This window comes from Streptomyces sp. NPDC002324 (genome assembly GCF_053593335.1).
The window spans coordinates 20,986-46,802 of the sequence record NZ_JBSFCF010000026.1 but is presented as its reverse complement, the minus strand read 5'-3'; the positions used below and the strand labels follow the sequence as shown (position 1 = coordinate 46,802).

The following is a 25,817-nucleotide window of genomic DNA, read 5'->3' as shown; positions in this document are numbered from 1 at the left end:
TCGCCACGGGTGCCGGCTCACCACGGGTGCCGCCGCGTACCTCCGGCCGCGCGCCCGCCGGAGCCCGGTGGTGCGCACCACCCCACGGGCGTCCGCGGGGCGCCCCGTCAGACCCCGTCGGGGTCCGCCCGGTTGAGTGCCGGCCGGGGCGTCTGCCCGGCCGTCAGCAGGTAGTCCGCCGCCGAGGTGTCGGTGACGAGGCTGGTCACCAGCCCCGACCGCAGCACCGCGTCGATCGCGGCCGCCTTGCGCTGCCCGCCCGCGATCGCGACGACCTCGGGGATACGGCGGAGCTGGTCGGCCTTGACCGTGATGCACCGCTCGCCCAGGTCGCGCCCGACGCGGCGGCCCTCGGCGTCGAAGAGATGCGCGGACATCTCCGCGGCGACACCGAGGGAGGCGTAGTGGCCGCGCTCCTCGTCGCTGAGCATGTCGTGCACCGTGGAGATGCCCGCCTCCCACGAGCCGATGGAGACACAGGCGACGGTGACCTTGTCGAAGTACTCGAAGGCCCGCGCGATGCCGGTCTGGTGGCGCAGCGCGCTGGCGGTCGCCGCGTCCGGGAGCAGCATCGGCGCGTAGATGGGGTGGGCGTCGCCGCCCGACACCTGCGCGGCCCGCCGGACCGCCTCGACCGAGCCGCGCTCGGCCGTCCCGGCGTCGTAGACCCCCGTCAGCTGCACCACCGTGCAGGGCGGCAGCCGGTCGAGGGCGGCCGCCATGTGGATGGTGGAGCGGCCCCAGGCGAGGCCGAGGATGGCGCCCTCGTCCACCAGCTCGCCGAGCAGATCCGCGGCGACCTCGCCGAGGTTCTCCGGGTCGGTCGTCTCCTCGGCCTCCGCCGGGGACTCCACGACCACGGCGTGCCGCAGGCCGTAGCGGGCGCGCAGCGCGTCGGAGCGCTCCGCGTCCAGCTCCGCGGGGACGCGGATCTCGATGCGTACGAGATCCCGTTCGAGGGCGGTCTCCAGGACCCGGGCCACCTTGAAGCGGCTCACGCCGAACTCCTCGGCGATCTGGATCTTGGACTTCCCCTCTAGGTAGAAACGGCGTGCCATGGCCGCCGCCTGAACCAGCTCAGCGGGTCCCATCCGCATGGCTGACCGGCCCGCCGACATACCCGACACGGTCATCTCCTCACTGCTCTTCACACATGGATACGCCGTTCATCCTTGCAGATCCGACGTTTTCGATCAGCCCGAAGGAATGTCGTTCACGTTCCCTTGGCCCTCTATACGCACGACATGCCACGCCCGCCTCGACGTTCGCACGGTCGTGCGAACGTAATTCAGTGGCCGCAGGCCCAGCCCGCGGTCGCCGTCGTGGCCTCCGCCTGCGCCCGCAGTGCGCGCACCGCCTCGGCCGGGTCGTCCGCCCCGTACACCGCGGAACCGGCGACGAAGACGTCCGCGCCCGCCTCGGCGCAGCGCTCGATGGTGGACGCGGAGACACCGCCGTCGACCTGGAGCCACAGGTCGAGCCCGTGCTTGCTGATCAACTCGCGGGTCCGGCGAATCTTGGGGAGCATGATGTCGAGAAAGGCCTGGCCTCCGAAGCCCGGTTCGACCGTCATGATCAGCACCATGTCGAGTTCGGGCAGCAGATCCTCGAACGGCTCGATCGGCGTCGCGGGCCTGAGCGCCATGGAGGCCCTGGCTCCCTTGGCCCGGATCTCGCGGGCGAGCCGCACCGGTGCGGCGGCCGCCTCGGCGTGGAAGGTGACGGAACCCGCACCCGCTTCCACGTACTGGGGCGCCCACCGATCGGGGGCCTCGATCATCAGATGACAGTCCAGCGGCGTCTCCGTCGCACGGGCCAGGGACTCTACGACCGGCACACCGAGCGTGAGGTTCGGCACGAAATGGTTGTCCATCACGTCCACATGGAGCCAGTCGGCGCCTTCGACCGCCTTCGCCTCGTCGGCGAGACGGGCGAAGTCGGCGGACAGGATGCTGGGGTTGATCTGCGCGGCCATGGGCCAAGCCTGCCATGCCCTCCGGGGGTTGCGGGCATCGGTACCGGGTGGGGACGGTGGTATTTCGGCTGCGAGCCGTCCGTGGTTGCTCGCGCCGTTCCCCGCGCCCCTCAGGGGACGCACTTGCGGAGGTGGTCATGACAGGCGACCGGGGCATCGGGCATCTCGTCTGCGGACGGCGGGCCAAGTGGGTCGTGCTGGGGCTGTGGCTGGTGGTGCTGTTCGTGGTGGCGCCGTTCGCCACGAAGCTCACCGACGCGCAGGACAACGACGCGGCCTCGTGGTTGCCGGGCTCGGCCGAGTCGACGCAGGTCCTGGAGATCTCCGAGGGCTTCCGGCCCGAACAGATCCCGGCGGTCGTCGTCTACGCCCGGGAGAGCGGCCTGACCGCCGAGGACCGGTCGGCGATCGAGGCGGACGTGCGGGACCTCAAGCGGCTCACCGCCCACGGGATCATCGGCGCACAGACCCGGGGGCCCGTCTACGACCGTGCCGCCGACCCGCGGGCGGCCCAGGTCTTCGTGCCGATCACGATGGACGAGAAGGGCTGGGAGCGGATCGCGCCCGCGGTCGACTCGATCCGGGACACCGCGGGGCAGGGTGCTGAGGGCGGTGACGGGCTCGCCGTGCACATCACGGGTCCGGGCGGTACGTCCGCCGACTTCTCCGAGGCGTTCGAGGGCATCGACTCCACCCTGCTGATGTCCGCGATGGCCGTCGTCATCGTGATGCTGCTGCTCACCTACCGCAGTCCGACCCTCATCCTGGTCCCCCTGATCGGGGTCATCGCCGCCCTGTTCACGGCCCAGGCCCTGATCTACCTGCTGGCGGAACACACCGGGTTGACCGTGAACGGCCAGAGCGCGGGCATCCTCACCGTCCTCGTCTTCGGCGCGGGCACCGACTACGCCCTGCTGCTCGTGGCCCGCTACCGCGAGGAACTGCGCCGTCACGAGGACCGCCACGAGGCGATGGCCCTCGCCCTGCACCGGGCGGGCCCGGCGGTGCTGGCGTCCGGCGCGACGGTCGTCCTGAGCATGCTGGTGCTGCTGGCCGCCGAGATGAACTCGACGAGCGGGCTGGGCCCGGTGGCGGCCATCGGCGTCGCGGTCGCCCTGCTCGCGATGATGACGCTGTTCCCAGCCCTGCTGGTGATCTTCGGCCGCTGGATCTTCTGGCCGGTGATTCCGCACCTCGGCAGCGCCGACCCGACCGAGCACGGCGTGTGGGCCCGCATGGGCCGCCGCTTCTCCCGTCGGCCCCGCACGGTCTGGGTCGCCACGGCGGCCGCCCTGGCCCTGTGCTCGCTGGGTCTGCTCCAGCTGCGCGCGGAAGGCATCGGCAACGCGGACGCCTTCACCGGGAAACCGGACTCGATCGTCGGCCAGGAGGTCTCGGCGCAGTACTTCCCGGCCGGCAGCGGCGACCCTCTCGTGGTCGTCAGCAACCAGGCGCAGGCCCGGGAGGTGGGCCGCGCGGTCGCCGACACGGAAGGTGTCGTGGCGGACTCCCTCGGCCTGCCCCCCGGCACGAAGCCCGCCCACGAGGGCCGGGTCCTCTTCGAGGCCACCATGTCCGACCCCGCCGACAGCGAGGCCGCGAAGCAGACCGTGGAACGGGTCCGCGACGCCGTCCACGAGGTGCCGGACGCCGACGCCCAGGTCGGCGGCGGTACGGCGGCCCTGCTGGACATGGACGAGGCGACGACCCACGACAACATCCTGATCATCCCGCTCGTGCTGGTCGTGGTCCTGCTGATCCTCTGTGGCCTGCTCCGCGCCCTGGTCGCACCACTGCTGCTGATCGGGACGGTGATCCTGTCCTTCGCCGCCGCGCTGGGCATCAGCGCGCTCGCGTTCAGATACCTGTTCGACTACGCAGGTGAGTCGACCGACTTCCCGCTGTTCGTCTTCGTGTTCCTGGTCGCCCTGGGCATCGACTACAACATCTTCCTGACCACCCGTATCCGCGAGGAGGCCGCCCACCAGGGCACCCGCAAGGGGGTGGTGACGGGCCTGGCGGCGACCGGCGCGGTGATCACCTCGGCCGGCCTGGTCCTCGCCGGCACCTTCGCCGCCCTCGGCACCCTTCCCATGGTCGCCTTCGCCGAGATCGGCTTCGCGGTGGCCCTGGGTGTCCTCCTGGACACCTTCATCGTGCGGTCCGTGCTGGTCACAGCCCTGTTCCTGGACGTGGGACCCAAGGTGTGGTGGCCCCACCGGCTGGCCCACGAGGACGGCGCCACGACACCCCCGCCGAAGGAACCGACGGGCAGCACCGCGGGGCCGCCGGGCGGCTGACGGGTGACGGGTGACCGATGGACGCGGCTGACGGGTGACCGATGGACTCGGCTGACGGGTGACCGGCGGGCTCGGCTGACGGGCGGGGTGCTACGCGACCCGCCGGATGAGCGCCAGATACATGGCGTCCGTCCCGTGCAGATGCGGCCACAGCTGGATGTCCGGGCCCTCGCCCAGCGCCGGGACCCCCGCCAGCAGGGGCCGGGCGTCGACCAGGTCGGCCGCGCCGCCGTAACTCTTGAGCACGTCCTCGACGACCGCGCGGGTCTCGGCGAGGTGGGGCGAGCAGGTCGCGTAGCCGACGACCCCGCCGACCCGTACGGACTCCAGCGCGGTCCTCAGCAGCGCGCGCTGGAGCGGGGCGAACCCCTCCAGGTCCTCGGGTCGCCGCCGCCACCGCGCCTCGGGCCGCCGCCGCAGGGCCCCCAGCCCCGTACAGGGCACGTCCATCAGCACCCGGTCGAACGAGCCGGGCCGCCAGGGCGGACGGGTGCCGTCGGCGGCGATCACCTGGTACGGGCCCGGATTGCCGTGCAGCGCCTTCGCGACCAGCCCCGCCCGATGCGGCTGCTTCTCCGAGGCGAGCAGCACGGCCCCGCGCTCGGCGGCGAGGGCGGCGAGCAGCGCGGCCTTGCCGCCGGGCCCCGCGCAACCGTCGAGCCACGCCTTGTCGGGTCCCTCCAGCGGGGCGCCTGCGAGGGCGAGCGCCACGAGCTGGCTGCCCTCGTCCTGCACGCCCGCGCGGCCCTCCCGTACGGCGTCCACGGCACCCGGTTCCCCGCCCTCGGAGAGCCGCACGGCGTACGGCGACCAGCGCCCCGCCACCGCGGCCTCCTCCCGGAGCAGTTCCTCGGTGGTGGCCCTGCCGGGCCGTGCGACCAGCGTGACCTCGGGCCGCTCGTTGTCGGCCTCCAACAGATCCTCGATGCCGGCGCGCCCGCCGCCGAGGGAGTCCCAGAGCGCGGAGACGACCCAGCGAGGGTGCGAGTGCACGACGGCGAGGTGGTCCTCCGGATCGTCGTCGTAGGGCGGTGCGACCCGCTCCAGCCAGCCGTCGAGGTCGTGCTGGGCGATCTTGCGCAGCACGGCGTTCACGAACTTGGCCCGCCCGTCCCCGAGCACGACCCGCGCGAGGTCCACCGAGGCGGACACGGCGGCGTGGGTGGGAATCCGCGTGCCCAGCAGCTGATGCGCGCCGAGGCTCAGCACGTCGAGCACCGGCGGGTCGACCTCGCGCAGCGGCCGGTCCACGCACTGCGCGATGACCGCGTCGTACGTCCCCTGGCGGCGCAGCGTCCCGTAGACCAGCTCGGTCGCGAGCGCCGCGTCCCGCCCGTCGAACTTGTCGGGCCCCTCCTTCTCCCGCGCCCGGCGCAGCAGCGGCGGCAGAACGAGGTTCGCGTACGCGTCCCGTTCGTCGACCGCCCTGAGCGCCTCGAAGGCGAGCATGCGGACGGGGTCCTTGTGGGGACGGCGGTAGGGCTTGCCCGGCTTGCCCGGACGACGGGACTGCTCACTCACGAAAAGGTGCTCCGGATATGGGTCGAGATGCCGGGCCCAGCGTACGCCGCGGGGACGGATCGCCAGGCGTCGGCCGGGGGTGGCGGCCTGCGGTCGGGGTGCTGACGGGCTCGACGCCTCAGTCGCCGACGGACTCCCCGGCGTCGATCCGCGCCCCGCGCGCCCAGTCGGCGGCCCGCATCGGCTTCTTGCCCTGCGCCTGTACCCAGAGCAGCTCCACCGCGTACGACCCGGTCCCGACGTGGACGCTGTTCTTGCCGACGTCGAGCGCGCCCGGGGCCAGACCGGTCCGCTCGGGCACCGGCGCCACCTGGACGAGCTTGAGCCGCTCACCGCGGAACGTCGTCCAGGCGCCGGGCGCGGGCGTGCAGCCGCGGACGACCCGGTCGACGCGCAGCGCGGGCGCGGCCCAGTCGATCCGGGCGTCCTCCACGGTGATCTTCGGCGCGAGGGTGATCCCGTCGGCGGGCTGCGGCACGGCCTTGAGGGCGCCGTCCTCGATCCCGTCCATCGTGGCGGCGAGCAGCCCGGATCCCGCGAAGGCGAGCCGGGTCAGCAGATCACCGCTCGTGTCCGTCGGCCGGATCTCCTCGGTGACAGTCCCGTACACCGGCCCGGAGTCGAGCCCCTCCTCGATCAGGAAGGTGGAGGCCCCGGTGATCTCGTCCCCCGCCATGATCGAGTGCTGTACGGGTGCGGCGCCCCGCCAGGCCGGCAGCAGGGAGAAGTGCAGGTTGACCCACCCGTGGACGGGCACGTCGAGGGCGACCCGGGGCAGCAGGGCCCCGTAGGCGACGACGGGGCAGCAGTCGGGCGCGATCTCCCGGAGCCGCGCGAGGAACGCCTCGTCCCGGGGCCGGTTCGGCTTCAGCACCTCGATGCCCGCCTCCTCCGCCCGCTGCGCCACCGGGCTCGCGACCAGCCGCCGTCCCCGCCCCGCGGGCGCGTCCGGCCGCGTCACGACCGCGGCCACCTCATGCCTCCCCGACGCGAGCAGGGCGTCCAACGCGGGAACGGCGACCTCTGGGGTACCAGCGAAGACAAGCTTCATGGATGACTGACGGCCTCTCGCACGGAAGTTCGTAGGCCCCACACGCGACGACGCGGGACAACAGCCCAGTCTATGTTCCCCACCGGGCCCGACGACTGCCCGCGGCGACAGGGGCGCACCCCCACCCACGCGCCCCACGCATATGCCCCCACGCCCCCACCCCGTTACCAGCGGAGCGAATTCGCGTTGGTCAAGAAAGAGTTGACCACTACGCGCCGCATTCGCGGCATCGCCCCTTTTCAACGCCGGTTCGAGAGGCTTGTTCATGGCCGACCACGCAACCCACGACGCCCAGGCTCGGGCCAGCCTGCACTTGCTGGTGCGGGACATCGAGCGGGTCCGCCGGCAGGTGGACGCACTGCGCACCCTCACCGCCCAGTTGGGCAACGTCTACCGCCCGCGCCGCTCCGGACCCTCCACGGGCTTCGTCGTCTACGGACGCGCCCCCGCCCCGACCGTGCGCCTCGCCCAGGAGCTGCGGGACAGCGTCGAGACCCTGGTCACGGCCGCCGTGGACTTCGACCGCTCGCTCGGTTTCTCCTGGGACGCGGTGGGCTCGGCCCTCGGGGTCACCAAACAGGCCGTACACCGCCGTTACGGCGCCCGCCGCGCGGCCGCCCAGGCCGCGGCGGAAGCGGAGCGGACGGGCGATCCCCAGGGCTCCCGCACCGTCAACGTCGCCTCCGGCCTCCCCACGGTCCCCGCGGCCCGCTCGATGCCGACCCCGATCCCGGCCCCTGTGCCCGCGCACATGCCCACCCAGCCGACAGCGGGCAGCCCCACTCTCCGCGAGGACGTCAGACCCACGGCCTTCCCCGGCCCGCGCAACGGCTGACCGACGGCTGTCCGACCCCCTGCCTCCCGGTGTCCGCCGGGAGGCAGTCCCATGCCGCCGGTCCCGTGCCGTGCTGCACCACGCCCTGGCCCCCGCCTAGGGCGGCTCACCCGATGTCCGGCGGATCCACCCGAATCCGCACCCGCGCGCTCTCGCTCACCCCACGTGCCATCCGCGCCGCCTGCGCGGTCTTGAGCGCGGCGGCCAGCGCCGCCCCGCTGCCCGGCGGCACCCGGATCAGCGCCCTTTCCCATCGCTCCCCGGTCGGCGGCACCCCCGTCCGCCGCGCCCTCCCCGCCTCCGCACCCGCGGCGGACCCGGCCCCGGAGGGAGGACCGGCCATCGGGACCGGCCCCAACACCTCGGCATCCGAGGGCAGTTCGACCGCACCCAGGAAATCGGTCAGGGATTCGGCGGTCCCCGACACGGCCGCCATCCGGGACACCGGCGGGAACCCCAGCTCGGCCCGCTCGGCAAGTTCCCGCACCGCGTGCCCCACCGGATCCCACCGCACGAGCGCCTGCACGGGCCGCAGGGTCGGCTCGGCGACCACGACGACCGTGCCGCCCGCCCCCTGGTTCCGTACGAGCGCCGCCGCACCGATCCACCGCCGCAGCGCGTCCTCCCCGGCCCGCAGATCGGGCCGTCCGAGCATGGCCCAGCCGTCGAGCAGCAGAGCGGCCGCGTATCCGCCCTCGGCGACCGGCTCGGCCCCCGGCGTGCTCACGACCAGCGCGGGCGACCCCGGCACGGTGTCCAGCACGTGTTCCCGCCCGGAGGTCCGTACGGGTACGGCCGGAAAGGCGCGCCCCAGTTCCTCGGCGGTCCGCCGCGCCCCCACGACCTGCGCCCGGAGCCGGTGGCCCCCGCACTCGGGGCAGTGCCAGCCGGCCTCCTCACGCCCGCACCACCCGCACACCAGGGCCCCGGCGCCGTCCCTCGCCTCCAGCGGCCCGGCACAGTGCCGGCACCGCGCGGGCTCCCGGCACCGCGCGCAGGCCATCCGCGGCACATAGCCCCGCCGAGGGACCTGGACGAGCACGGGCCCGTCCCTGAGGCCGTCCCGCGCGACCTGCCAGGCCAGGCTGGGCAGCCGCGCCGCCCGGGCCGCCTCGTCCCGCGCGAGATCGCCGTCCCCCACGGTCCGCACCAGCGGCGCGGCGGCCCGCACCTGCTCCCGCCCGGCCACGATCGGTGCGGCCCACCCGCTCTCGACGAGCTGGGCGGCCTCGACCGTGCAGCTCCAACCGCCCAGGAGGAAGGCACACTTGTCCCGCGTGGCCCGCAGCTCCAGGACTTCGCGCACATGCGGGAAGGGGGCGTTGTCGTCACTGTGGGCGGCGTCGCCGTCGTCCCAGACGACGACCAGTCCCAGATCCCGCACCGGCGCGAACATGGCGGCCCGGGTCCCGACCACCGCCCGTACGGCCCCGCGCCGCACGGCCAGCCACTCCCGGTACCGCCGCTCCTGACCGGCGTCGGCGGTCAGCAGCGCGTGCCGTCCCTCCCCCAGCAACTCCCCCAGCGCCTCGTCCACCCGGGTGGCCGGCCGCCCCGCCGGTACGACGACGAGGGCCCCCCGTCCGGAGGCCAGCGTCGCCTGCACGGCCCGCGCGATCTCCTCGGCCCACTCCGGCCCCGGCAGCGCGGTCCACACCGCCCGGGGCGAACCCCCCTCGGCCAGCGCCCGGAGAAACCCCTCACCGCGTCCGTACCGCAGCCACGACCCGGGCTCGGGCGCGGCCGGAGGCGGCGGCGGTTCGCCCGTCTCCACGGCCTCCGCCCGGGCGTGCCGGGGCGGCACGGCCAGCTGCAGCACATCCGCGAGGCTTCCCGCATAGCGGTCCGCCACGGCCCGCGCCAGCCCCAGCAGCTCGGGACCCAGGACCGGCTCCGGCGAGACGACCTGCGCGAGCGCGGCCAGGGCTCCGGGGTAGTCCGACTCGGCGACCCGCTCGACCAGGAACCCGTCGATCAGCGAGCCGCCTTCGCGCCGCCCTTGTCTGACGTTGCGCCCCCCGGCCCCGAACCGGACCCGGACCCGGACCCCGGGCCGGGCGACCTCGTCCAGCTCCTCCGGCACCGCGTAGTCGAAGTACCGGTCGAGATGCAGCACTCCCTTGTCGACCAGCACGCGGGCGACCGGCAGCTCCTTCGCCAGCGCCGCCCCCCGCCAGGTCCGCGGCTTGGCGCGCGGCACCTTGGCCTTCCGCACCGCCTCCCGGACCAGCGCGAGCTGCTCCGGCCCCGCGTCCCCCGCCGCGCCGCCGTCCCTCGTCCCGTCCTCGCCGCTCACACCCGCATTCTCCCAAACGCCACTGACAACGATCGCCGCCCACGATCACCGGAGCGCGCTCACGACACGGCGAGGCCCGGCATCCACGAAGGGACACCGGGCCTCGCCGGGAAGCGGAGGAGCCGTAGGACCTAGAGCCCCGCGGCCTTGCGCAGCGCCTCGACCCGGTCCGTGCGCTCCCAGGTGAAGTCGGGCAGCTCACGGCCGAAGTGACCGTACGCGGCGGTCTGGCCGTAGATCGGGCGGAGGAGGTCGAGGTCGCGGATGATGGCGGCCGGGCGGAGGTCGAAGACCTCGTCGATGGCCTTCTCGATCCGGTCGGTGTCGACCTTGGCCGTGCCGAAGGTCTCGACGAAGAGACCGACGGGCTCGGCCTTGCCGATGGCGTACGCCACCTGGACCTCGCAGCGGGAGGCGAGGCCCGCCGCGACGACGTTCTTGGCGACCCAGCGCATCGCGTACGCGGCGGAGCGGTCGACCTTGGACGGGTCCTTGCCGGAGAAGGCGCCGCCGCCGTGGCGGGCCATGCCGCCGTAGGTGTCGATGATGATCTTGCGGCCGGTGAGGCCGGCGTCGCCCATGGGGCCGCCGATCTCGAAGCGGCCGGTGGGGTTGACCAGCAGGCGGTAACCCTCGGTGTCGAGCTTGATGCCGTCGTCCAGGAGGGCCTTCAGCTCCGGCTCCACCACGAACTCGCGGATGTCGGGAGCGAGGAGGGACTCCAGGTCGATGTCGCTCGCGTGCTGCGAGGAGACGACGACCGTGTCCAGACGGACCGCCTTGTCACCGTCGTACTCGATGGTGACCTGGGTCTTTCCGTCGGGACGGAGGTAGGGGATCGTGCCGTTCTTGCGGACCTCGGACAGGCGCTTCGACAGTCGGTGCGCCAGGAAGATCGGCAGCGGCATCAGCGTCGGCGTCTCGTCCGTCGCGTAACCGAACATCAGGCCCTGGTCGCCGGCGCCCTGACGGTCCAGCTCGTCCTCGTCACCCTCGACCCGGTTCTCGTAGGCCGTGTCCACACCCTGCGCGATGTCGGGGGACTGCGAGCCGATCGACACCGACACACCGCAGGAGGCGCCGTCGAAGCCCTTCTTCGACGAGTCGTAGCCGATGTCCAGGATGGTGTCGCGCACCAGCTGGGCGATCGGCGCGTACGCCTTGGTCGTGACCTCGCCGGCCACGTGCACCAGGCCGGTCGTGATGAGCGTCTCCACCGCTACACGGGACGTGGGGTCCTCGCGCAGCAGCGCATCGAGAATGGCATCGCTGATCTGGTCAGCGATCTTGTCGGGGTGGCCCTCGGTCACAGACTCCGAGGTGAACAGACGACGGGACACAACGCTCCCTGGGGTTGCAGCGGCTGCTGGCTGATCATTGGCGGACGTGCTCGGGGGCTGCGCCCGGCGTCGTCCGAGAACAGTTTATCGGTCGGTCTCGTCCGCCGGCCCACCCGTCTCGCCTCTCGGGAGCCTTGTGACCTGCGGCACGTGCATTCTGCCCAATGGCCGTCACTGTCCGCCAGGGTCGCCACGCCTCAATGTGCGAGGTTCGAGGGAGACGTGACGCGAATGGCACTGTCACCCGAGGCGGGCCGCGACCAGGTCCCACACCGTTTCGGCCAGAGCTTCCTTCGGGCCGTACGGCACCGGGGTCTCACTGCCGTCGGCTCCCAGCACCACGGCCTCGTTCTCCTCGGAGCCGAATGTCTTGCGCTCCCCCACCTCGTTGACCACCAGCAGGTCACACCCCTTGCGTGCCAGCTTGGCGCGGCCGTTGGCGAGGACGTCGTCGGTCTCCGCGGCGAAGCCGACGACCACCTGGCCGGGACGGGGACGGTCCGCCGAGATCTCCGCGAGGATGTCCGGATTACGCACCAGGACGAGGGGCGCGGGCTCCTGGCCGTCCTTCTTCTTGATCTTCCCGGCGGCGTAGGTGTCGGGGCGGAAATCCGCCACCGCCGCCGCCATCACCACCACATCGGCGTCCGGTGCCGCTTTGAGCACCGCCTCGCGCAGCTGCACGGCCGTGCCGATCCGTACGACGTCCACGCCCGCGGGGTCCGGCAGTCCGGTGTTCGCCTCGATCAGGGTGACGCGGGCGCCTCGCGCGGCGGCCGTACGGGCCAGGGCGTAGCCCTGCTTGCCGGAGGAGCGGTTGCCGAGGAACCGGACCGGGTCGAGGGGCTCGCGGGTGCCGCCGGCGGTGACGACGACATGCCGGCCGACGAGGTCCGGCTCGGTGACGCCCCGGGCCAGCACCCGGCGGCAGACCTCGAAGATCTCCGCGGGGTCGGGGAGCCGGCCCTTGCCGGTGTCGACGCCGGTCAGCCGGCCCACGGCGGGGTCGATGACGAGGGCGCCCCGGCGGCGCAGCGTCGCCACGTTCTCCTGCGTGGCCGGGTGTTCCCACATCTCGGTGTGCATGGCGGGAGCGAAGACGACGGGACAGCGGGCGGTGAGGAGGGTGTTGGTGAGGAGGTCGTCGGCGAGGCCGTGGGCGGCCTTGGCCAGCATGTCGGCGGTGGCCGGGGCCACGACCACCAGGTCGGCCGCCTGACCGATACGGACGTGCGGCACCTCGTGGACGCTCTCCCAGACCTCGGTGGAGACCGGGTTGCCGGAGAGCGCGGACCACGTGGCGGCGCCGACGAAGTGCAGTGCGGAGTCGGTCGGTACGACCCGGACGTCATGCCCGGACTCGGTCAGCCGGCGCAGCAGCTCGCACGCCTTGTAGGCGGCGATTCCCCCACTGACCCCCAGAACGACCTTGGGCTTGCCCACCGTGCCTCCCCGCACTCGGATGTGTACGCCTCTGTGTGACGCCTCAATGACACACCACAGGCCCGGCAGTCGCACTGCCGGGCCTGTGGAAAAAGCTACTGCGATCTGCCGATATGACTTACGCGGGGCCTTCGACGGCCTCGGAGGTCAGCAGACCCGCGTTGATCTCGCGCAGGGCGATCGAGAGCGGCTTCTCGTGCACGTGGGTGTCGACGAGCGGACCGACGTACTCGAGGAGACCCTCGCCGAGCTGCGAGTAGTACGCGTTGATCTGGCGAGCACGCTTGGCCGCGTAGATCACGAGGCTGTACTTCGAGTCGGTTGCCTCGAGGAGCTCGTCGATCGGCGGGTTGATGATGCCCTCGGGCGCGGAGATGGAAGAGGACACGCTCTACCTTCCGATGGATGGGAAAAGATCGGTCGTGATCACAGAAAACGGACAGAGCCCGTGATCACACAACATCCATCAAGGCTAGCAGCTCGCGGGCCACGTCCTCGACGGAGGTGTTGACCAGGGTCACGTCGAACTCCGGCTCGGCCGCCAGCTCGATCTTGGCCGCCTCCAGGCGGCGTTCGATCACGTCGGGCGGCTCGGTGCCCCGCCCGGTGAGCCTGCGCACCAGCTCCTCCCAGGACGGGGGAGCCAGGAACACCAGCTGGGCGTCCGGCATGGACTCGCGGACCTGCCGCGCGCCCTGGAGGTCGATCTCCAGCAGGACCGGCTCGCCCCGCTCCAGGCGTTCGAGCACGGCGGCCCGGGGGGTGCCGTAGCGGTTGCCGGCGAACTCGGCCCACTCCAGCAGTTCGCCGTTGGCGATCAGCTTGTCCATCTCGTCGTCGGTGACGAAGAAGTAATGGACTCCGTGCTGCTCGCCGGGGCGCGGCTTACGGGTCGTCGCCGACACCGAGAGCCACACCTCGGGGTGTGCCTTGCGCATATGGGCGACGACCGTGCTCTTGCCGACCCCTGAAGGGCCGGAGAGCACGGTCAGCCGCGGACGTACGTCCGGGGGCTCGGGGGTCGTCCCCCGGAATGTTGCAGCCATGCAGCGATTATTCCAGCAATCCCGGAGTGCCCGGGACTCCCTTCCCGTCAGTGCACGGGATCAGGAACCGGTGCTGCCGAACTCACGCTCCAGGGAGGCGATCTGGTTGGAACCGAGGCCGCGTACACGACGGCTTTCGGAGATGCCCAGTCGCTCCATGATCTGCTTGGCGCGGACCTTGCCCACGCCCGGCAGGGACTCGAGCAGGGCGGAGACCTTCATCTTGCCGATGACGTCGTTCTCCTGGCCCTGCTTGATGACCTCGTGCAGGGAGGCGCCGGAGTGCTTGAGTCGATTCTTGACCTCGGCCCGCTCCCGGCGAGCCGCGGCGGCCTTTTCGAGCGCGGCTGCGCGCTGTTCAGGGGTAAGGGGCGGAAGAGCCACGCCTACGTCACCTCGGATGTCGAACTGTCGGATACGGACCGGTGAGGAACCTAGTCGCCCCTCACCTGGGGTGCCACGAGCAACACGCTCGCCCGTTGACCCTGCTCGGAGACTAGCGGCCAAGTCCGCCGGAGTCAGCGAGAACAGCGGAAAAGTCCTGGTCAGCCTCCATGGACTCGGACATAAGCCGCATAATGCCCCGGATTTGAGAATGTATTCAGACTCAAGTCGTCCGGGAACCGACCCCCGGCACTCATCGGAGGTCTCAAGCGGTCGCCGTCGCGGAACGGATCTCGTCCGCGAAACGATCCGAGGCGTCACGCAGCGCGACGATGTCGGGACCGTGACGAAGGACACCTCGGCTGACGTTCGGGACCACCTGGCGCACAGCGCTCCCGAAGACCGCCGGAAGATCGGCCGGAGTGGCTCCCTGGGCCCCGATCCCGGGCGCGAGGAGAGGTCCGCCGATGTTCAGGTCGTAGGACGAGAGGTCACCGAGCGTGGCGCCGACGACGGCACCGAAGGAGCCCAGGGGCTCCTCGCCGGCGTTCTCGGCCGCCAGGTGCGCCAGCATGGTCGCGCCGACGGTCCGTCCGTCGCCGCGCACCGCGTGCTGCACCTCGCCGCCCTCCGGGTTCGAGGTGAGCGCCAGCACGAACAGTCCGGACCCGCTCTCGCGGGCCAGGGACACGGCGGGCTGCAGGGAGCCGTAGCCCAGGTACGGCGAGACCGTCAGCGCGTCCGAGAACAGGGGCGCGTCCTTGTGCAGGAAGGTCTCGGCGTACGCGGCCATGGTGGAGCCGATGTCACCGCGCTTGGCGTCCATGACGACCAGCGCGCCGGCGGCCCGTGCCTCCTGGACGGACTTCTCCAGTACGGCGACGCCACGCGACCCGAAGCGCTCGAAGAACGCGCTCTGGGGCTTGAGGACGGCCACCCGGTCCGCGAGTGCCGCAACGACCGTGCGGCTGAAGCGTTCCAGGCCCGCGACGTCGTTGTTCAGGCCCCAGTCGGCGAGCAGGGAGGCGTGCGGGTCGATGCCCACGCAGAGCGCCCCGCGCTCGTCCATGGACCGGCGCAGCCGTGCGCCGAAGGGCTCGGTCATACCGTCTTCCTCACGTCGGCGCCGACCGCGTCGGCGAGGGTGGCGTACGGGCTCGTACGCAGGCGGGCGGCCAGGCCCTTGTGGATGGCGCGGGCCCAGAAGGGGCCCTCGTAGACGAAGGCGCTGTAGCCCTGGACGAGCGTGGCGCCCGCCAGGATGCGCTGCCAGGCGTCCTCGGCGTTCTCGACGCCGCCGACGCCCACCAGGGTGATCCGGTCGCCCACGCGCGCGTAGAGGCGCCGCAGCACCGCCAGGGAGCGGTCCTTGACAGGGGCTCCGGAGAGGCCGCCCGTCTCCTTCACCAGCGTGGGTTCGGATGTCAGACCGAGTCCCTCGCGCGCGATGGTCGTGTTCGTGGCGATGATCCCGTCCAGGCCCAGCTCCACGGCGAGGTCGGCGACCGCGTCGACGTCCTCGTCGGCGAGGTCCGGCGCGATCTTCACCAGCAGCGGCACCCGACGGGTGCGGACCGTGCGGTCGGCGGCCTCGCGCACGGCGGTGAGCAGCGGCCGCAGCGCCTCCGTGGCCTGAAGGTTGCGCAGGCCGGGCGTGTTGGGCGAGGAGACGTTGACGACCAGGTAGTCGGCGTACGGCGCGAGGCGCTCGGCGGACTTCAGGTAGTCCCCCGCGGCCTCCTCCTCCGGGACGACCTTGGTCTTGCCGATGTTGACGCCCACGACGGTCCTGAACACGGGCGTACGGGAGGCCAGGCGCGCGGCGACGGCGAGCGAGCCGTCGTTGTTGAAGCCCATGCGGTTGATCAGGGCGCGGTCGGCGACCAGGCGGAACAGACGCTGCCGGGGGTTGCCGGGCTGGGCCTCGCCCGTCACCGTGCCGATCTCGACGTGGTCGAAGCCGAGCATCGACATCCCGTCGATCGCGACGGCGTTCTTGTCGAAACCGGCGGCCAGCCCGAACGGGCCGTGCATGCGCAGCCCGAACGCCTCGGTGCGCAGTTCCCGGTAGCGCGGCGCGAGGGCGGCGGCCACGAAGGTACGCAGGACGGGGACGCGGACGGCGAGACGGATCCAGCGGAAGGCCAGGTGGTGGGCCGCCTCCGGGTCCATCCGTTTGAAAACCAGACGGAAGAAGAGCTTGTACATGTTCATGTCCTCGCAGGAGCGCCTCACGAAGAGGTCTCACGAAGAGGGGGACACCGTTTCCGATGTCCCCCTCAGGGCTGCTAGTCGCGGGCCGCGATCAGGTGTTCGGCGTGTTCCTGGAGCGAGCGCACGCCCACGTCGCCGTGGTTGAGCGCGTCGATGCCCTGGACGGCGGCGGCGAGCGCCTGGACGGTCGTCAGGCAGGGCACGGACCGGGCCACGGCCGCCGTACGGATGTCGTAGCCGTCGAGGCGGCCGCCGGTGCCGTACGGGGTGTTGACGATGAGGTCGACCTCGCCGTCGTGGATGAGCTGGACGATGGTCTTCTCGCCGTTCGGGCCGGTGCCCTCGGACTGCTTGCGGACGACGGTGGCGTTGATGCCGTTGCGCCGGAGCACCTCGGCCGTGCCGGACGTCGCGAGCAGCTCGAAGCCGTGGGCGACCAGCTCACGCGCCGGGAAGATCATCGAACGCTTGTCGCGGTTGGCGACCGAGATGAACGCACGCCCCTTGGTGGGCAGCGGCCCGTACGCGCCGGCCTGCGACTTGGCGTACGCCGTGCCGAAGACGGAGTCGATGCCCATGACCTCGCCGGTGGATCGCATCTCCGGGCCGAGGATCGTGTCGACGCCGCGCCCGTGGATGTCGCGGAAGCGCGACCACGGCATGACCGCCTCCTTGACGGAGATGGGCGCGTCGAGCGGCAGCTCGCCGCCGTCGCCCTTGGCCGGGAGCAGACCCTCCGCCCGCAGTTCGGCGACGGTCGCGCCGAGCGAGATCCGGGCGGCGGCCTTGGCCAGCGGCACCGCGGTCGCCTTCGAGGTGAAGGGGACGGTGCGGGAGGCACGCGGGTTGGCCTCCAGGACGTAGAGGATGTCCCCGGCCATCGCGAACTGGATGTTGATGAGGCCGCGCACGCCGACACCCTTGGCGATGGCCTCGGTGGAGGCCCTCAGGCGCTTGATGTCGAAGCCGCCGAGGGTGATCGGGGGCAGTGCGCACGCCGAGTCGCCGGAGTGGATGCCGGCCTCCTCGATGTGCTCCATCACACCGCCGAGGTACAGCTCGTGGCCGTCGTACAGCGCGTCGACGTCGATCTCGATCGCGTCGTCGAGGAAGCGGTCGACGAGGACCGGCCGGGAGGGGCTGATCTCGGTCGACTCGGCGATGTACGACTCCAGGCGGGCCTCGTCGTACACGATCTCCATGCCGCGTCCGCCGAGCACGTACGACGGCCGGACGAGGACCGGGTAGCCGATCTCGTCGGCGATGGCCTTGGCGCCGGCGAAGGTGGTCGCCGTGCCGTGCTTCGGCGCGGGCAGGCCGGCCTCGGCGAGGACCTGGCCGAAGGCGCCGCGGTCCTCGGCGGCGTGGATGGCCTCCGGGGAGGTGCCCACCACGGGGACGCCGTTGTCCTTGAGCGCCTGCGCCAGGCCCAGTGGGGTCTGGCCGCCGAGCTGGACGACGACGCCCGCGATCGGGCCGGCCAGCGACTCGGCGTGGACGATCTCCAGCACGTCCTCCAGCGTCAGCGGCTCGAAGTACAGCCGGTCGGAGGTGTCGTAGTCCGTGGAGACGGTCTCGGGGTTGCAGTTGACCATCACGGTCTCGTAGCCCGCGTCGCTCAGCGCGAAGGAGGCGTGGACGCAGGAGTAGTCGAACTCGATGCCCTGGCCGATGCGGTTCGGGCCGGAGCCGAGGATGATCACCGCCGGCTTCTCGCGCGGGGCCACCTCGGTCTCCTCGTCGTACGAGGAGTAGAAGTACGGCGTCCTCGCCGCGAACTCGGCGGCGCAGGTGTCGACCGTCTTGTACACCGGGCGCACGCCCAGCGCGTGCCGCACCTCGCGCACGACGTCCTCGCGCAGCCCGCGGATCTCGGCGATCTGCTGGTCGGAGAAGCCGTGCCGCTTGGCCTCCGCCAGAAGCTCCGGATCGAGCTTGTCGGCCTGGGCCAGCTCGTCGGCGATCTCCTTGATCAGGAACATCTGGTCGACGAACCAGGGGTCGATCTTCGTGGCCTCGAAGACCTCCTCGGGCGTGGCGCCCGCGCGGATGGCCTGCATGACGGTGTTGATACGGCCGTCGGTGGGCCGGACGGCCTCTTCGAGGAGGGCGGCCTTGTCGCCGGGCTCGCCGACGAACGTGAACTGGCTGCCCTTCTTCTCCAGCGACCGCAGCGCCTTCTGCAGCGCCTCGGTGAAGTTGCGGCCGATCGCCATGGCCTCGCCCACCGACTTCATGGTCGTGGTCAGGGAGGAGTCGGCGGACGGGAACTTCTCGAAGGCGAAGCGGGGGGCCTTCACGACGACATAGTCGAGCGTCGGCTCGAAGGAGGCCGGGGTCTGCTCGGTGATGTCGTTCGGGATCTCGTCGAGCGTGTAGCCGACGGCGAGCTTGGCGGCGATCTTGGCGATCGGGAAGCCGGTCGCCTTGGAGGCCAGCGCCGAGGAGCGCGACACCCGCGGGTTCATCTCGATGACGATCACGCGACCGTCCTCGGGGTTCACCGCGAACTGGATGTTGCAGCCGCCGGTGTCGACGCCGACCTCGCGGATGATCGCGATGCCGACGTCACGCAGCACCTGGTACTCGCGGTCGGTCAGGGTCATCGCGGGCGCGACCGTGATCGAGTCGCCGGTGTGCACGCCCATGGGGTCGAAGTTCTCGATGGAGCAGACGACCACGACGTTGTCGTTCTTGTCGCGCATCAGCTCCAGCTCGTACTCCTTCCAGCCGAGGATGGACTCCTCCAGGAGCACCTCGGTGGTCGGCGAGAGGGTGAGGCCCTGGCCGGCGATGCGGCGCAGCTCCTCCTCGTCGTGTGCGAAGCCGGAGCCGGCGCCGCCCATGGTGAAGGAGGGGCGGACGACGACGGGGTAGCCGCCGAGGGTCTCGACACCCTTGAGGACGTCGTCCATGGAGTGGCAGATGACCGAACGGGCGGACTCGCCGTGCCCGATCTTGGCGCGGACGGCCTCGACGACGTCCTTGAAGAGGTCGCGGTCCTCGCCCTTGTTGATGGCCTCGACGTTGGCGCCGATCAGCTCGACGTTGTACTTCTCCAGCGTCCCGGCCTCGTGCAGCGAGATGGCCGTGTTGAGGGCCGTCTGACCGCCGAGGGTGGGCAGCAGGGCGTCGGGGCGCTCCTTGGCGATGATCTTCTCGACGAACTCCGGGGTGATCGGCTCGACGTACGTGGCGTCGGCGATCTCCGGGTCGGTCATGATCGTCGCCGGGTTGGAGTTGACGAGGATCACCCTGAGGCCCTCGGCCCGCAGGATGCGGCACGCCTGGGTGCCGGAGTAGTCGAACTCGGCGGCCTGGCCGATGACGATCGGGCCGGAGCCGATGACCAGGACGGACTGGATATCGGTGCGCTTAGGCACGCTGGCCCTCCATCAGGGATACGAAGCGGTCGAACAGGTAGGCGGCGTCGTGCGGGCCCGCTGCCGCTTCGGGGTGGTACTGGACGCTGAAGGCCGGGCGGTCGAGGAGCTGGAGCCCCTCCACCACGTTGTCGTTGAGGCACACGTGGGAGACCTCGGCGCGGCCGAAGGGGGTCTCGGAGACCTGGTCGAGCGGGGCGTCGACGGCGAACCCGTGGTTGTGCGCGGTGACCTCGACCTTGCCGGTCGTACGGTCCTGCACCGGCTGGTTGATGCCCCGGTGGCCGTACTTCAGCTTGTAGGTGCCGAAGCCGAGCGCGCGGCCGAGGATCTGGTTGCCGAAGCAGATGCCGAAGAGCGGGGTGCCGCGCTCCAGGACCGCCCGCATGACGGAGACCGGGTGGTCGGCGGTGGCCGGGTCACCGGGGCCGTTGGAGAAGAACACGCCGTCGGGGTTCACGGCGTACACGTCCTCGGTCGTGGCCGTGGCCGGGAGCACGTGCACCTCGATGCCGCGCTCGGCCATGCGGTGCGGGGTCATGCCCTTGATGCCGAGGTCGACGGCGGCGACGGTGAACTTCCTGGTGCCGATCGCCGGGACGACGTACGTCTCCTTGGTGGCGACCTCCGCGGAAAGGTTCGCGCCCTTCATCTCCGGGGCCTCGCGGACCTCGGTGAGCATGACGCCCTCGTCGGGCAGCGCGTTGCCGGAGAAGATGCCGACGCGCATGGCGCCGCGCTCACGGAGGTGGCGGGTGAGGGCGCGGGTGTCGATGCCGGAGATCCCGACGACGCCCTGGGCGCGCAGTTCGTCGTCCAGGGAGCGCCGGGAGCGCCAGTTGGAGGGCACGCGCGCGGGGTCGCGGACGACGTATCCGGAGACCCAGATCTTCTTGGACTCGGGGTCCTCGTCGTTGACGCCGGTGTTGCCGACGTGCGGGGCGGTCATGACGACCACCTGGCGGTGGTACGACGGGTCGGTGAGGGTCTCCTGGTAGCCGGTCATCCCGGTGGAGAACACGGCCTCGCCGAAGGTCACCCCCACGGCCCCGTAGGCACGGCCGCGGAAGATCCGGCCGTCCTCCAGGACGAGTACGGCGGGAACCCTGGTGGCTCCCCGAGTGGAGGTCGTCATCGTGCGCCTTCCGTTTCCGTCTTGTTGATCATCTGGTTCAGGGTCTCGACCCACTCGTTGTGCTCGGCCGCGCGGTCGGAGCGGAACCCGGAGTCGAGCAGCTTGCCTCCGTGCTCCCACGTGACGACCAGCAGCCCGCCCTCGGTGAGAACCTTGCCGGCGATGCCCTTGTCGAGCCGGGCCTCGCGCAGGGCGGCGACCGGCACGAAGAAGTCGGTCGCTCCGGGGCGTACGACGTCCAGGCCCGCGTCCGTCAAGGTCAGCTCGACCCGGCTGCGGGCGCCCAGGCCGTGCGCCACGATGCGGTCGAGCCACTGCCCGGCGGTGGTGGAGCCGTGGTAGCGGCCGCTCATGCCCAGTCTGGCCTCGCCCGGCTCGTCCGGCGCGGTGGGGAGGGCGGGGAGGTCGCTCTGGAGCGTGCCGCGCCACTTCCAGCCCTCGCGCATCAGCCAGTAGACGAGCGCGACGAAGAGGGCGAGTCCGACGACCCAGCCGATGCGCGCGGCCCAGTCGGTGACCTCGGCCGATTCCCTCTGCGCGGCCAGCAGAATTACAGGTGTCACGTGAGCTTCCCGTCGACGAGCGTGGCCTTGCCCCGCAGCCACGTGTGCGTGACACGGCCCGGCAGCTCGCGGCCCTCGTAGGGGGTGTTGCGGCTGCGCGAGGCGAAGCCCGCGGGGTCCACCGACCCACGGTATGCCGTGTCGACGAGCGTGAGGTTGGCGGGCTCACCTGCCGAGACGGGACGTCCGTGACCGGCGGCCCGCCCGATCTTCGCGGGCTTGACCGACATACGGTCCGCGACGCCCGCCCAGTCGAGCAGACCGGTGGCGACCATCGTCTCCTGGACGACCGACAGCGCGGTCTCCAAACCGACCATGCCCATGGCGGCCGCGGCCCACTCGCAGTCCTTGTCCTCGTGCGGGTGCGGGGCGTGGTCGGTGGCGACGATGTCGATCGTGCCGTCGGCGAGCGCCTCGCGCAGGGCCAGTACGTCGCGCTCGGTGCGCAGCGGCGGGTTGACCTTGTAGACCGGGTTGTAGGAGCGCACCAGCTCGTCGGTGAGGAGGAGGTGGTGCGGGGTGACCTCGGCGGTGACGTCGATGCCCCGCGACTTGGCCCAGCGGACGATCTCCACCGACCCGGCGGTCGAGAGGTGGCAGATGTGGACGCGGGAGCCGACGTGCTCGGCGAGCAGGACGTCTCGGGCGATGATCGATTCTTCGGCCACCGCCGGCCAGCCGCCGAGGCCCAGCTCGGCGGAGACGACACCCTCGTTCATCTGGGCGCCCTCGGTCAGCCGGGGCTCCTGCGCGTGTTGGGCGACGACCCCGCCGAAGGCCTTCACATACTCCAGGGCGCGCCGCATCATCACCGCGTCGTCGACGCACTTGCCGTCGTCCGAGAAGACGGTGACCCCGGCGGCCGACTCGTGCATCGCGCCCAGCTCGGCGAGCTTCCTGCCCTCCAGGCCGACGGTGACGGCCCCGATCGGCTGGACGTCGCAGTAACCGTGTTCCTGGCCGAGGCGGTAGACCTGCTCGACCACTCCGGCGGTGTCGGCGACCGGGAAGGTGTTGGCCATGGCGAAGACGGCCGTGTAGCCGCCGGAGGCCGCCGCGCGCGTGCCGGTCAGCACGGTCTCGGAGTCCTCGCGGCCGGGCTCCCGCAGATGGGTGTGCAGGTCGACCAGGCCCGGCAGGAGCACCTTGCCGCCGGCCTCGACGACCAGGGCGTCCTCGTCGGCGAGCCCGCTACCGACCTCGGCGATGAGCTCGCCGTCGATCAGGACGTCCTGCGGCTCGCCGCCCAGCACCTTCGCACCGCGGATCAGGATCTTGCTCATCGTCTTACTTCTCCTCGGTGGTGCGGGTGTGGGTGACGGCGGGCTCGTTTCCGCCCAGCAGCAGGTACAGCACGGCCATCCGGATGGAGACACCGTTGGCGACCTGCTGGACGACGGTGCAGCGGTCGGAGTCGGCGACCTCGGCGGTGATCTCCATGCCGCGGACCATCGGGCCGGGGTGCATCACGATGGCGTGCTCGGGCATCCGCGCCATGCGGTCGCCGTCGAGGCCGTAGCGCCGCGAGTACTCGCGCTCGGTCGGGAAGAACGCCGCGTTCATCCGCTCCCGCTGAACACGCAGCATCATCACCGCGTCGGACTTGGCGAGCGTGCTGTCGAGGTCGTACGAGATCTCGCAGGGCCAGGTCTCGACGCCGACCGGCACGAGGGTGGGCGGGGCGACGAGGGTGACCTGGGCGCCGAGGGTGTGCAGCAGGTCGACGTTGGAGCGGGCGACGCGGCTGTGCAGGACGTCGCCGACGATCGTGATGCGCTTGCCGGACAGGTCCTGGCCGAGCCCGGTGTCCCGGCCGACGAGGCGGCGGCGCATGGTGAAGGCGTCCAGCAGGGCCTGGGTGGGGTGCTGGTGGGTGCCGTCGCCCGCGTTGATCACGGCGGCGTCGATCCAGCCGGAGGTCGCCAGGCGGTACGGGGCCCCCGAGGCGCCGTGCCGGATGACGACGGCGTCGACGCCCATGGCTTCGAGGGTCTGGGCGGTGTCCTTGAGGGACTCGCCCTTCGACACGCTCGACCCCTTGGCGGAGAAGTTGATGACGTCCGCCGAGAGGCGCTTCTCGGCGGCCTCGAAGGAGATCCGGGTCCGCGTGGAGTCCTCGAAGAAGAGGTTGACGACGGTCCGGCCGCGCAGGGTCGGCAGTTTCTTGATCGGCCGGTCGGCGACCCGGGCCATCTCCTCGGCGGTGTCGAGGATCAGGACGGCGTCGTCGCGGGTGAGGTCGGCGGCCGAGATGAGATGACGCTGCATCTTTCAGGCTCCGTAAGGCAGTTCGGGAGATTACGGGCAGTCAGGGGCATCGCGAAGGGACGTACGGCACGGGGCCGCACGCGCGCGTGCTACTGCTGGGCGGTCCGCTTCGCACCGAGCAGGACGGTGTCCCGACCGTCTTCCTCGGCGAGCTGGACCTTGACCGTCTCCCGCAGCGACGTGGGGAGGTTCTTGCCGACGTAGTCGGCGCGGATGGGCAGTTCGCGGTGGCCCCGGTCGACGAGGACCGCGAGTTGGACGGCGCGCGGGCGGCCGATGTCGTTCAGCGCGTCGAGGGCCGCGCGGATCGTCCGGCCGGAGAAGAGCACGTCGTCGACGAGGACGACCAGACGGCCGTCGATGCCGTCACCGGGGATCTCGGTGCGGGCCAGCGCACGCGGCGGGTGCATGCGCAGGTCGTCGCGGTACATGGTGATGTCGAGCGAGCCGACCGGGATCTTGCGGTCGGTGATCTCCGCGAGCTTGGCGGCCAGCCGCTGGGCGAGGAAGACGCCCCGGGTCGGAATGCCGAGGAGCACCACGTCGTCGGCGCCCTTGGCGCGTTCGACGATCTCGTGGGCGATGCGGGTCAGTACGCGTGCGATGTCGGGGGCTTCGAGAACGGGCCTGGCATCGGACGCCTGTGCATCCCCGTGCGGGTCTCCTTGCGGAGTTTCTTGCGTGTCCATATGAAACGGACCTCCTTCTCCGCCTCACGGGACGGACCTTAAAGGACGTCGGAATTGCGCCGTCCACGTTAGCAGGCCCGACAACGCCCCTGATCACCCACCTGGCCCAATGGATCTCGGTTACCACGGAAGAGTCGGTCCGGACCATTCGGCTTGACGGAGCAGAGTCACGCTGCGTAACCTCACAGTGAGTCACCAGCCTTCGTCCGGGGAGCTATATGTCCAGCGAATACGCCAAACAGCTCGGGGCCAAGCTCCGGGCCATCCGCACCCAGCAGGGCCTTTCCCTCCACGGTGTCGAGGAGAAGTCCCAGGGACGCTGGAAGGCGGTCGTGGTCGGTTCGTACGAGCGCGGCGACCGCGCCGTCACCGTGCAGCGCCTCGCGGAGCTGGCGGACTTCTACGGGGTCCCCGTGCAGGAACTGCTTCCCGGTACGACCCCGGGCGGCGCCGCCGAGCCGCCGCCGAAGCTCGTCCTGGACCTGGAGCGCCTGGCCCACGTGCCGGCCGAGAAGGCGGGCCCGCTGCAGCGTTACGCGGCGACGATCCAGTCCCAGCGCGGTGACTACAACGGCAAGGTGCTCTCGATCCGGCAGGACGACCTGCGCACACTCGCCGTCATCTACGACCAGTCCCCCTCGGTCCTCACCGAGCAGCTGATCAGCTGGGGCGTCCTGGACGCGGACGCACGCCGCGCGGTCACCCACGAGGACGCCTGACACTCCGGGCAGAGCTCAGCAGAAACGTGCCGCCGGGGTGGTCCGAACCAGTTGGTTCGGGCCACCCCGGCGGTTTTGTGCACGTGTCGTACGGCGCGTGGTCACAGGGGAGCGGGACAGCGCCCCGAAAGGGGCGCGGGGAACTGCGCGACCAGCCACCGGACCACCCGCGGCCGGCTTCGCACAGCACCCCTGAGGCGCTCCCCGCCCGGCCGTCCGTTACTCGGCTTCCCGGCGGAGCGAGGGCTTGAGGTCCTTCAGCCGGCCCAGCAGACCGTTCACGAAGGACGGCGAGTCGTCCGTGGAGAACTCCTTCGCCAGCTGCACCATCTCGTCCAGCACCACCGCGTCCGGAGTCGCGTCGACCCAGATCAGCTCGTACGCTCCGAGCCGCAGGATGTTGCGGTCCACGACCGGCATGCGGTCGAGGGTCCACCCCACCGAGTACTGCGCGATCAATTCGTCGATCCGCCTGGCGTGCTCCGAGTACCCCTCGACCAGCTGCATGGTGTACTCGCTGACCGGAGGCTGTCGGGTGTCGCTGTGGGCGTGCCGGATCCAGTCCGCGAGGACGGTCAGGACGTCGGCCCCGCGCTGGTCGCCCTCGAAGAGGATCTGGAAGGCACGCTTGCGGGCCGTGTTACGGGCAGCCACG

22 protein-coding genes are annotated in these 25,817 nt (G+C 71.4%); 3 read left to right on the top strand and 19 right to left on the bottom strand.

Annotated features, from left to right (window positions below):
- Positions 1-107: 107 nt before the first annotated feature.
- Together ACWCRJ_RS28965 and rpe are read right to left on the bottom strand one after the other, a co-directional pair.
- On the bottom strand, positions 108-1,151 hold the full coding sequence (locus tag ACWCRJ_RS28965; protein WP_046915291.1) for a sugar-binding transcriptional regulator: 1,044 nt from the start codon (positions 1,149-1,151) through the stop codon (positions 108-110).
- Between the two features lie 137 nt (positions 1,152-1,288).
- Positions 1,289-1,975 carry a ribulose-phosphate 3-epimerase gene (gene rpe, locus ACWCRJ_RS28960; RefSeq protein ID WP_005485520.1) on the bottom strand — a complete coding sequence of 229 codons (687 nt, stop codon included), beginning with the start codon at positions 1,973-1,975 and terminating at the stop codon, positions 1,289-1,291.
- A gap of 137 nt (positions 1,976-2,112) precedes the next feature.
- Here rpe and ACWCRJ_RS28955 point away from each other — a divergent pair, with 137 nt between their 5' ends.
- Positions 2,113-4,275 carry an MMPL family transporter gene (locus ACWCRJ_RS28955; RefSeq protein WP_450942069.1) on the top strand — a complete coding sequence of 721 codons (2,163 nt, stop codon included), beginning with the start codon at positions 2,113-2,115 and terminating at the stop codon, positions 4,273-4,275.
- Positions 4,276-4,365: 90 nt separating this feature from the next.
- On the opposite strand, the gene ACWCRJ_RS28950 is transcribed toward ACWCRJ_RS28955, so the two are convergent.
- Both ACWCRJ_RS28950 and fmt read right to left on the bottom strand, forming a co-directional pair.
- Positions 4,366-5,796: an RsmB/NOP family class I SAM-dependent RNA methyltransferase gene (locus ACWCRJ_RS28950; protein WP_450942068.1), complete on the bottom strand. Its 1,431-nt coding sequence runs from the start codon at positions 5,794-5,796 to the stop codon at positions 4,366-4,368.
- A gap of 118 nt (positions 5,797-5,914) precedes the next feature.
- Positions 5,915-6,847: a methionyl-tRNA formyltransferase gene (fmt, locus tag ACWCRJ_RS28945; protein WP_450942067.1), complete on the bottom strand. Its 933-nt coding sequence runs from the start codon at positions 6,845-6,847 to the stop codon at positions 5,915-5,917.
- A gap of 265 nt (positions 6,848-7,112) precedes the next feature.
- Between fmt and ACWCRJ_RS28940 the strand changes: the two genes are divergently transcribed.
- A complete protein-coding gene (locus tag ACWCRJ_RS28940) occupies positions 7,113-7,682 on the top strand; it encodes a hypothetical protein (RefSeq protein ID WP_450942066.1) in 570 nt (189 codons plus the stop codon).
- 106 nt (positions 7,683-7,788) lie between these two features.
- On the opposite strand, the gene ACWCRJ_RS28935 is transcribed toward ACWCRJ_RS28940, so the two are convergent.
- From ACWCRJ_RS28935 to pyrR, 14 genes are all read right to left on the bottom strand, one after another.
- Complete coding sequence (locus tag ACWCRJ_RS28935; protein ID WP_450942065.1) at positions 7,789-9,978, bottom strand: primosomal protein N'; 2,190 nt, start codon at positions 9,976-9,978, stop codon at positions 7,789-7,791.
- A gap of 131 nt (positions 9,979-10,109) precedes the next feature.
- Positions 10,110-11,318, bottom strand: a complete 1,209-nt coding sequence (metK, locus tag ACWCRJ_RS28930; protein ID WP_450942064.1) for a methionine adenosyltransferase — start codon at positions 11,316-11,318, stop codon at positions 10,110-10,112.
- 240 nt (positions 11,319-11,558) lie between these two features.
- A complete protein-coding gene (gene coaBC / locus ACWCRJ_RS28925) occupies positions 11,559-12,761 on the bottom strand; it encodes a bifunctional phosphopantothenoylcysteine decarboxylase/phosphopantothenate--cysteine ligase CoaBC (protein ID WP_450942063.1) in 1,203 nt (400 codons plus the stop codon).
- 118 nt (positions 12,762-12,879) lie between these two features.
- Positions 12,880-13,149 (bottom strand): DNA-directed RNA polymerase subunit omega, encoded by a 270-nt coding sequence (gene rpoZ, locus ACWCRJ_RS28920; protein ID WP_005485492.1) that lies wholly within the window; start codon positions 13,147-13,149, stop codon positions 12,880-12,882.
- Positions 13,150-13,213: 64 nt separating this feature from the next.
- The gene (gene gmk / locus ACWCRJ_RS28915; protein ID WP_028796686.1) at positions 13,214-13,807 is read right to left on the bottom strand and encodes a guanylate kinase; all 594 of its coding nucleotides are present in this window, start codon (positions 13,805-13,807) and stop codon (positions 13,214-13,216) included.
- A gap of 60 nt (positions 13,808-13,867) precedes the next feature.
- On the bottom strand, positions 13,868-14,191 hold the full coding sequence (locus tag ACWCRJ_RS28910; RefSeq protein WP_003977346.1) for an integration host factor: 324 nt from the start codon (positions 14,189-14,191) through the stop codon (positions 13,868-13,870).
- A 265-nt stretch (positions 14,192-14,456) separates the two neighbouring features.
- On the bottom strand, positions 14,457-15,296 hold the full coding sequence (gene pyrF / locus ACWCRJ_RS28905; protein ID WP_450942062.1) for an orotidine-5'-phosphate decarboxylase: 840 nt from the start codon (positions 15,294-15,296) through the stop codon (positions 14,457-14,459).
- Complete coding sequence (locus tag ACWCRJ_RS28900; protein ID WP_450942061.1) at positions 15,293-16,399, bottom strand: quinone-dependent dihydroorotate dehydrogenase; 1,107 nt, start codon at positions 16,397-16,399, stop codon at positions 15,293-15,295. Before ACWCRJ_RS28900 ends, pyrF begins: the two co-directional genes overlap by 4 nt.
- Positions 16,400-16,479: 80 nt before the next feature.
- Positions 16,480-19,788, bottom strand: a complete 3,309-nt coding sequence (gene carB / locus ACWCRJ_RS28895; protein ID WP_450942060.1) for a carbamoyl-phosphate synthase large subunit — start codon at positions 19,786-19,788, stop codon at positions 16,480-16,482.
- Positions 19,781-20,923: a glutamine-hydrolyzing carbamoyl-phosphate synthase small subunit gene (gene carA, locus ACWCRJ_RS28890; RefSeq protein WP_450942059.1), complete on the bottom strand. Its 1,143-nt coding sequence runs from the start codon at positions 20,921-20,923 to the stop codon at positions 19,781-19,783. Before carA ends, carB begins: the two co-directional genes overlap by 8 nt.
- The gene (locus ACWCRJ_RS28885; RefSeq protein WP_450942058.1) at positions 20,920-21,486 is read right to left on the bottom strand and encodes a PH-like domain-containing protein; all 567 of its coding nucleotides are present in this window, start codon (positions 21,484-21,486) and stop codon (positions 20,920-20,922) included. The genes carA and ACWCRJ_RS28885 overlap by 4 nt, the downstream gene beginning before the upstream one ends.
- Positions 21,483-22,769 (bottom strand): dihydroorotase, encoded by a 1,287-nt coding sequence (locus ACWCRJ_RS28880; protein WP_450942057.1) that lies wholly within the window; start codon positions 22,767-22,769, stop codon positions 21,483-21,485. The genes ACWCRJ_RS28885 and ACWCRJ_RS28880 overlap by 4 nt, the downstream gene beginning before the upstream one ends.
- A gap of 4 nt (positions 22,770-22,773) precedes the next feature.
- Complete coding sequence (locus ACWCRJ_RS28875; RefSeq protein ID WP_450942056.1) at positions 22,774-23,754, bottom strand: aspartate carbamoyltransferase catalytic subunit; 981 nt, start codon at positions 23,752-23,754, stop codon at positions 22,774-22,776.
- 89 nt (positions 23,755-23,843) lie between these two features.
- A complete protein-coding gene (gene pyrR, locus ACWCRJ_RS28870; RefSeq protein ID WP_450942055.1) occupies positions 23,844-24,443 on the bottom strand; it encodes a bifunctional pyr operon transcriptional regulator/uracil phosphoribosyltransferase PyrR in 600 nt (199 codons plus the stop codon).
- Positions 24,444-24,661: 218 nt separating this feature from the next.
- Between pyrR and bldD the strand changes: the two genes are divergently transcribed.
- Complete coding sequence (gene bldD, locus ACWCRJ_RS28865) at positions 24,662-25,162, top strand: transcriptional regulator BldD (protein WP_005485476.1); 501 nt, start codon at positions 24,662-24,664, stop codon at positions 25,160-25,162.
- 219 nt (positions 25,163-25,381) lie between these two features.
- Here the strand turns inward: bldD and nusB are convergent, their stop codons facing one another.
- Positions 25,382-25,816, bottom strand: a complete 435-nt coding sequence (gene nusB, locus ACWCRJ_RS28860; protein ID WP_450942054.1) for a transcription antitermination factor NusB — start codon at positions 25,814-25,816, stop codon at positions 25,382-25,384.
- Between the last annotated feature and the right edge of the window lies 1 nt (position 25,817).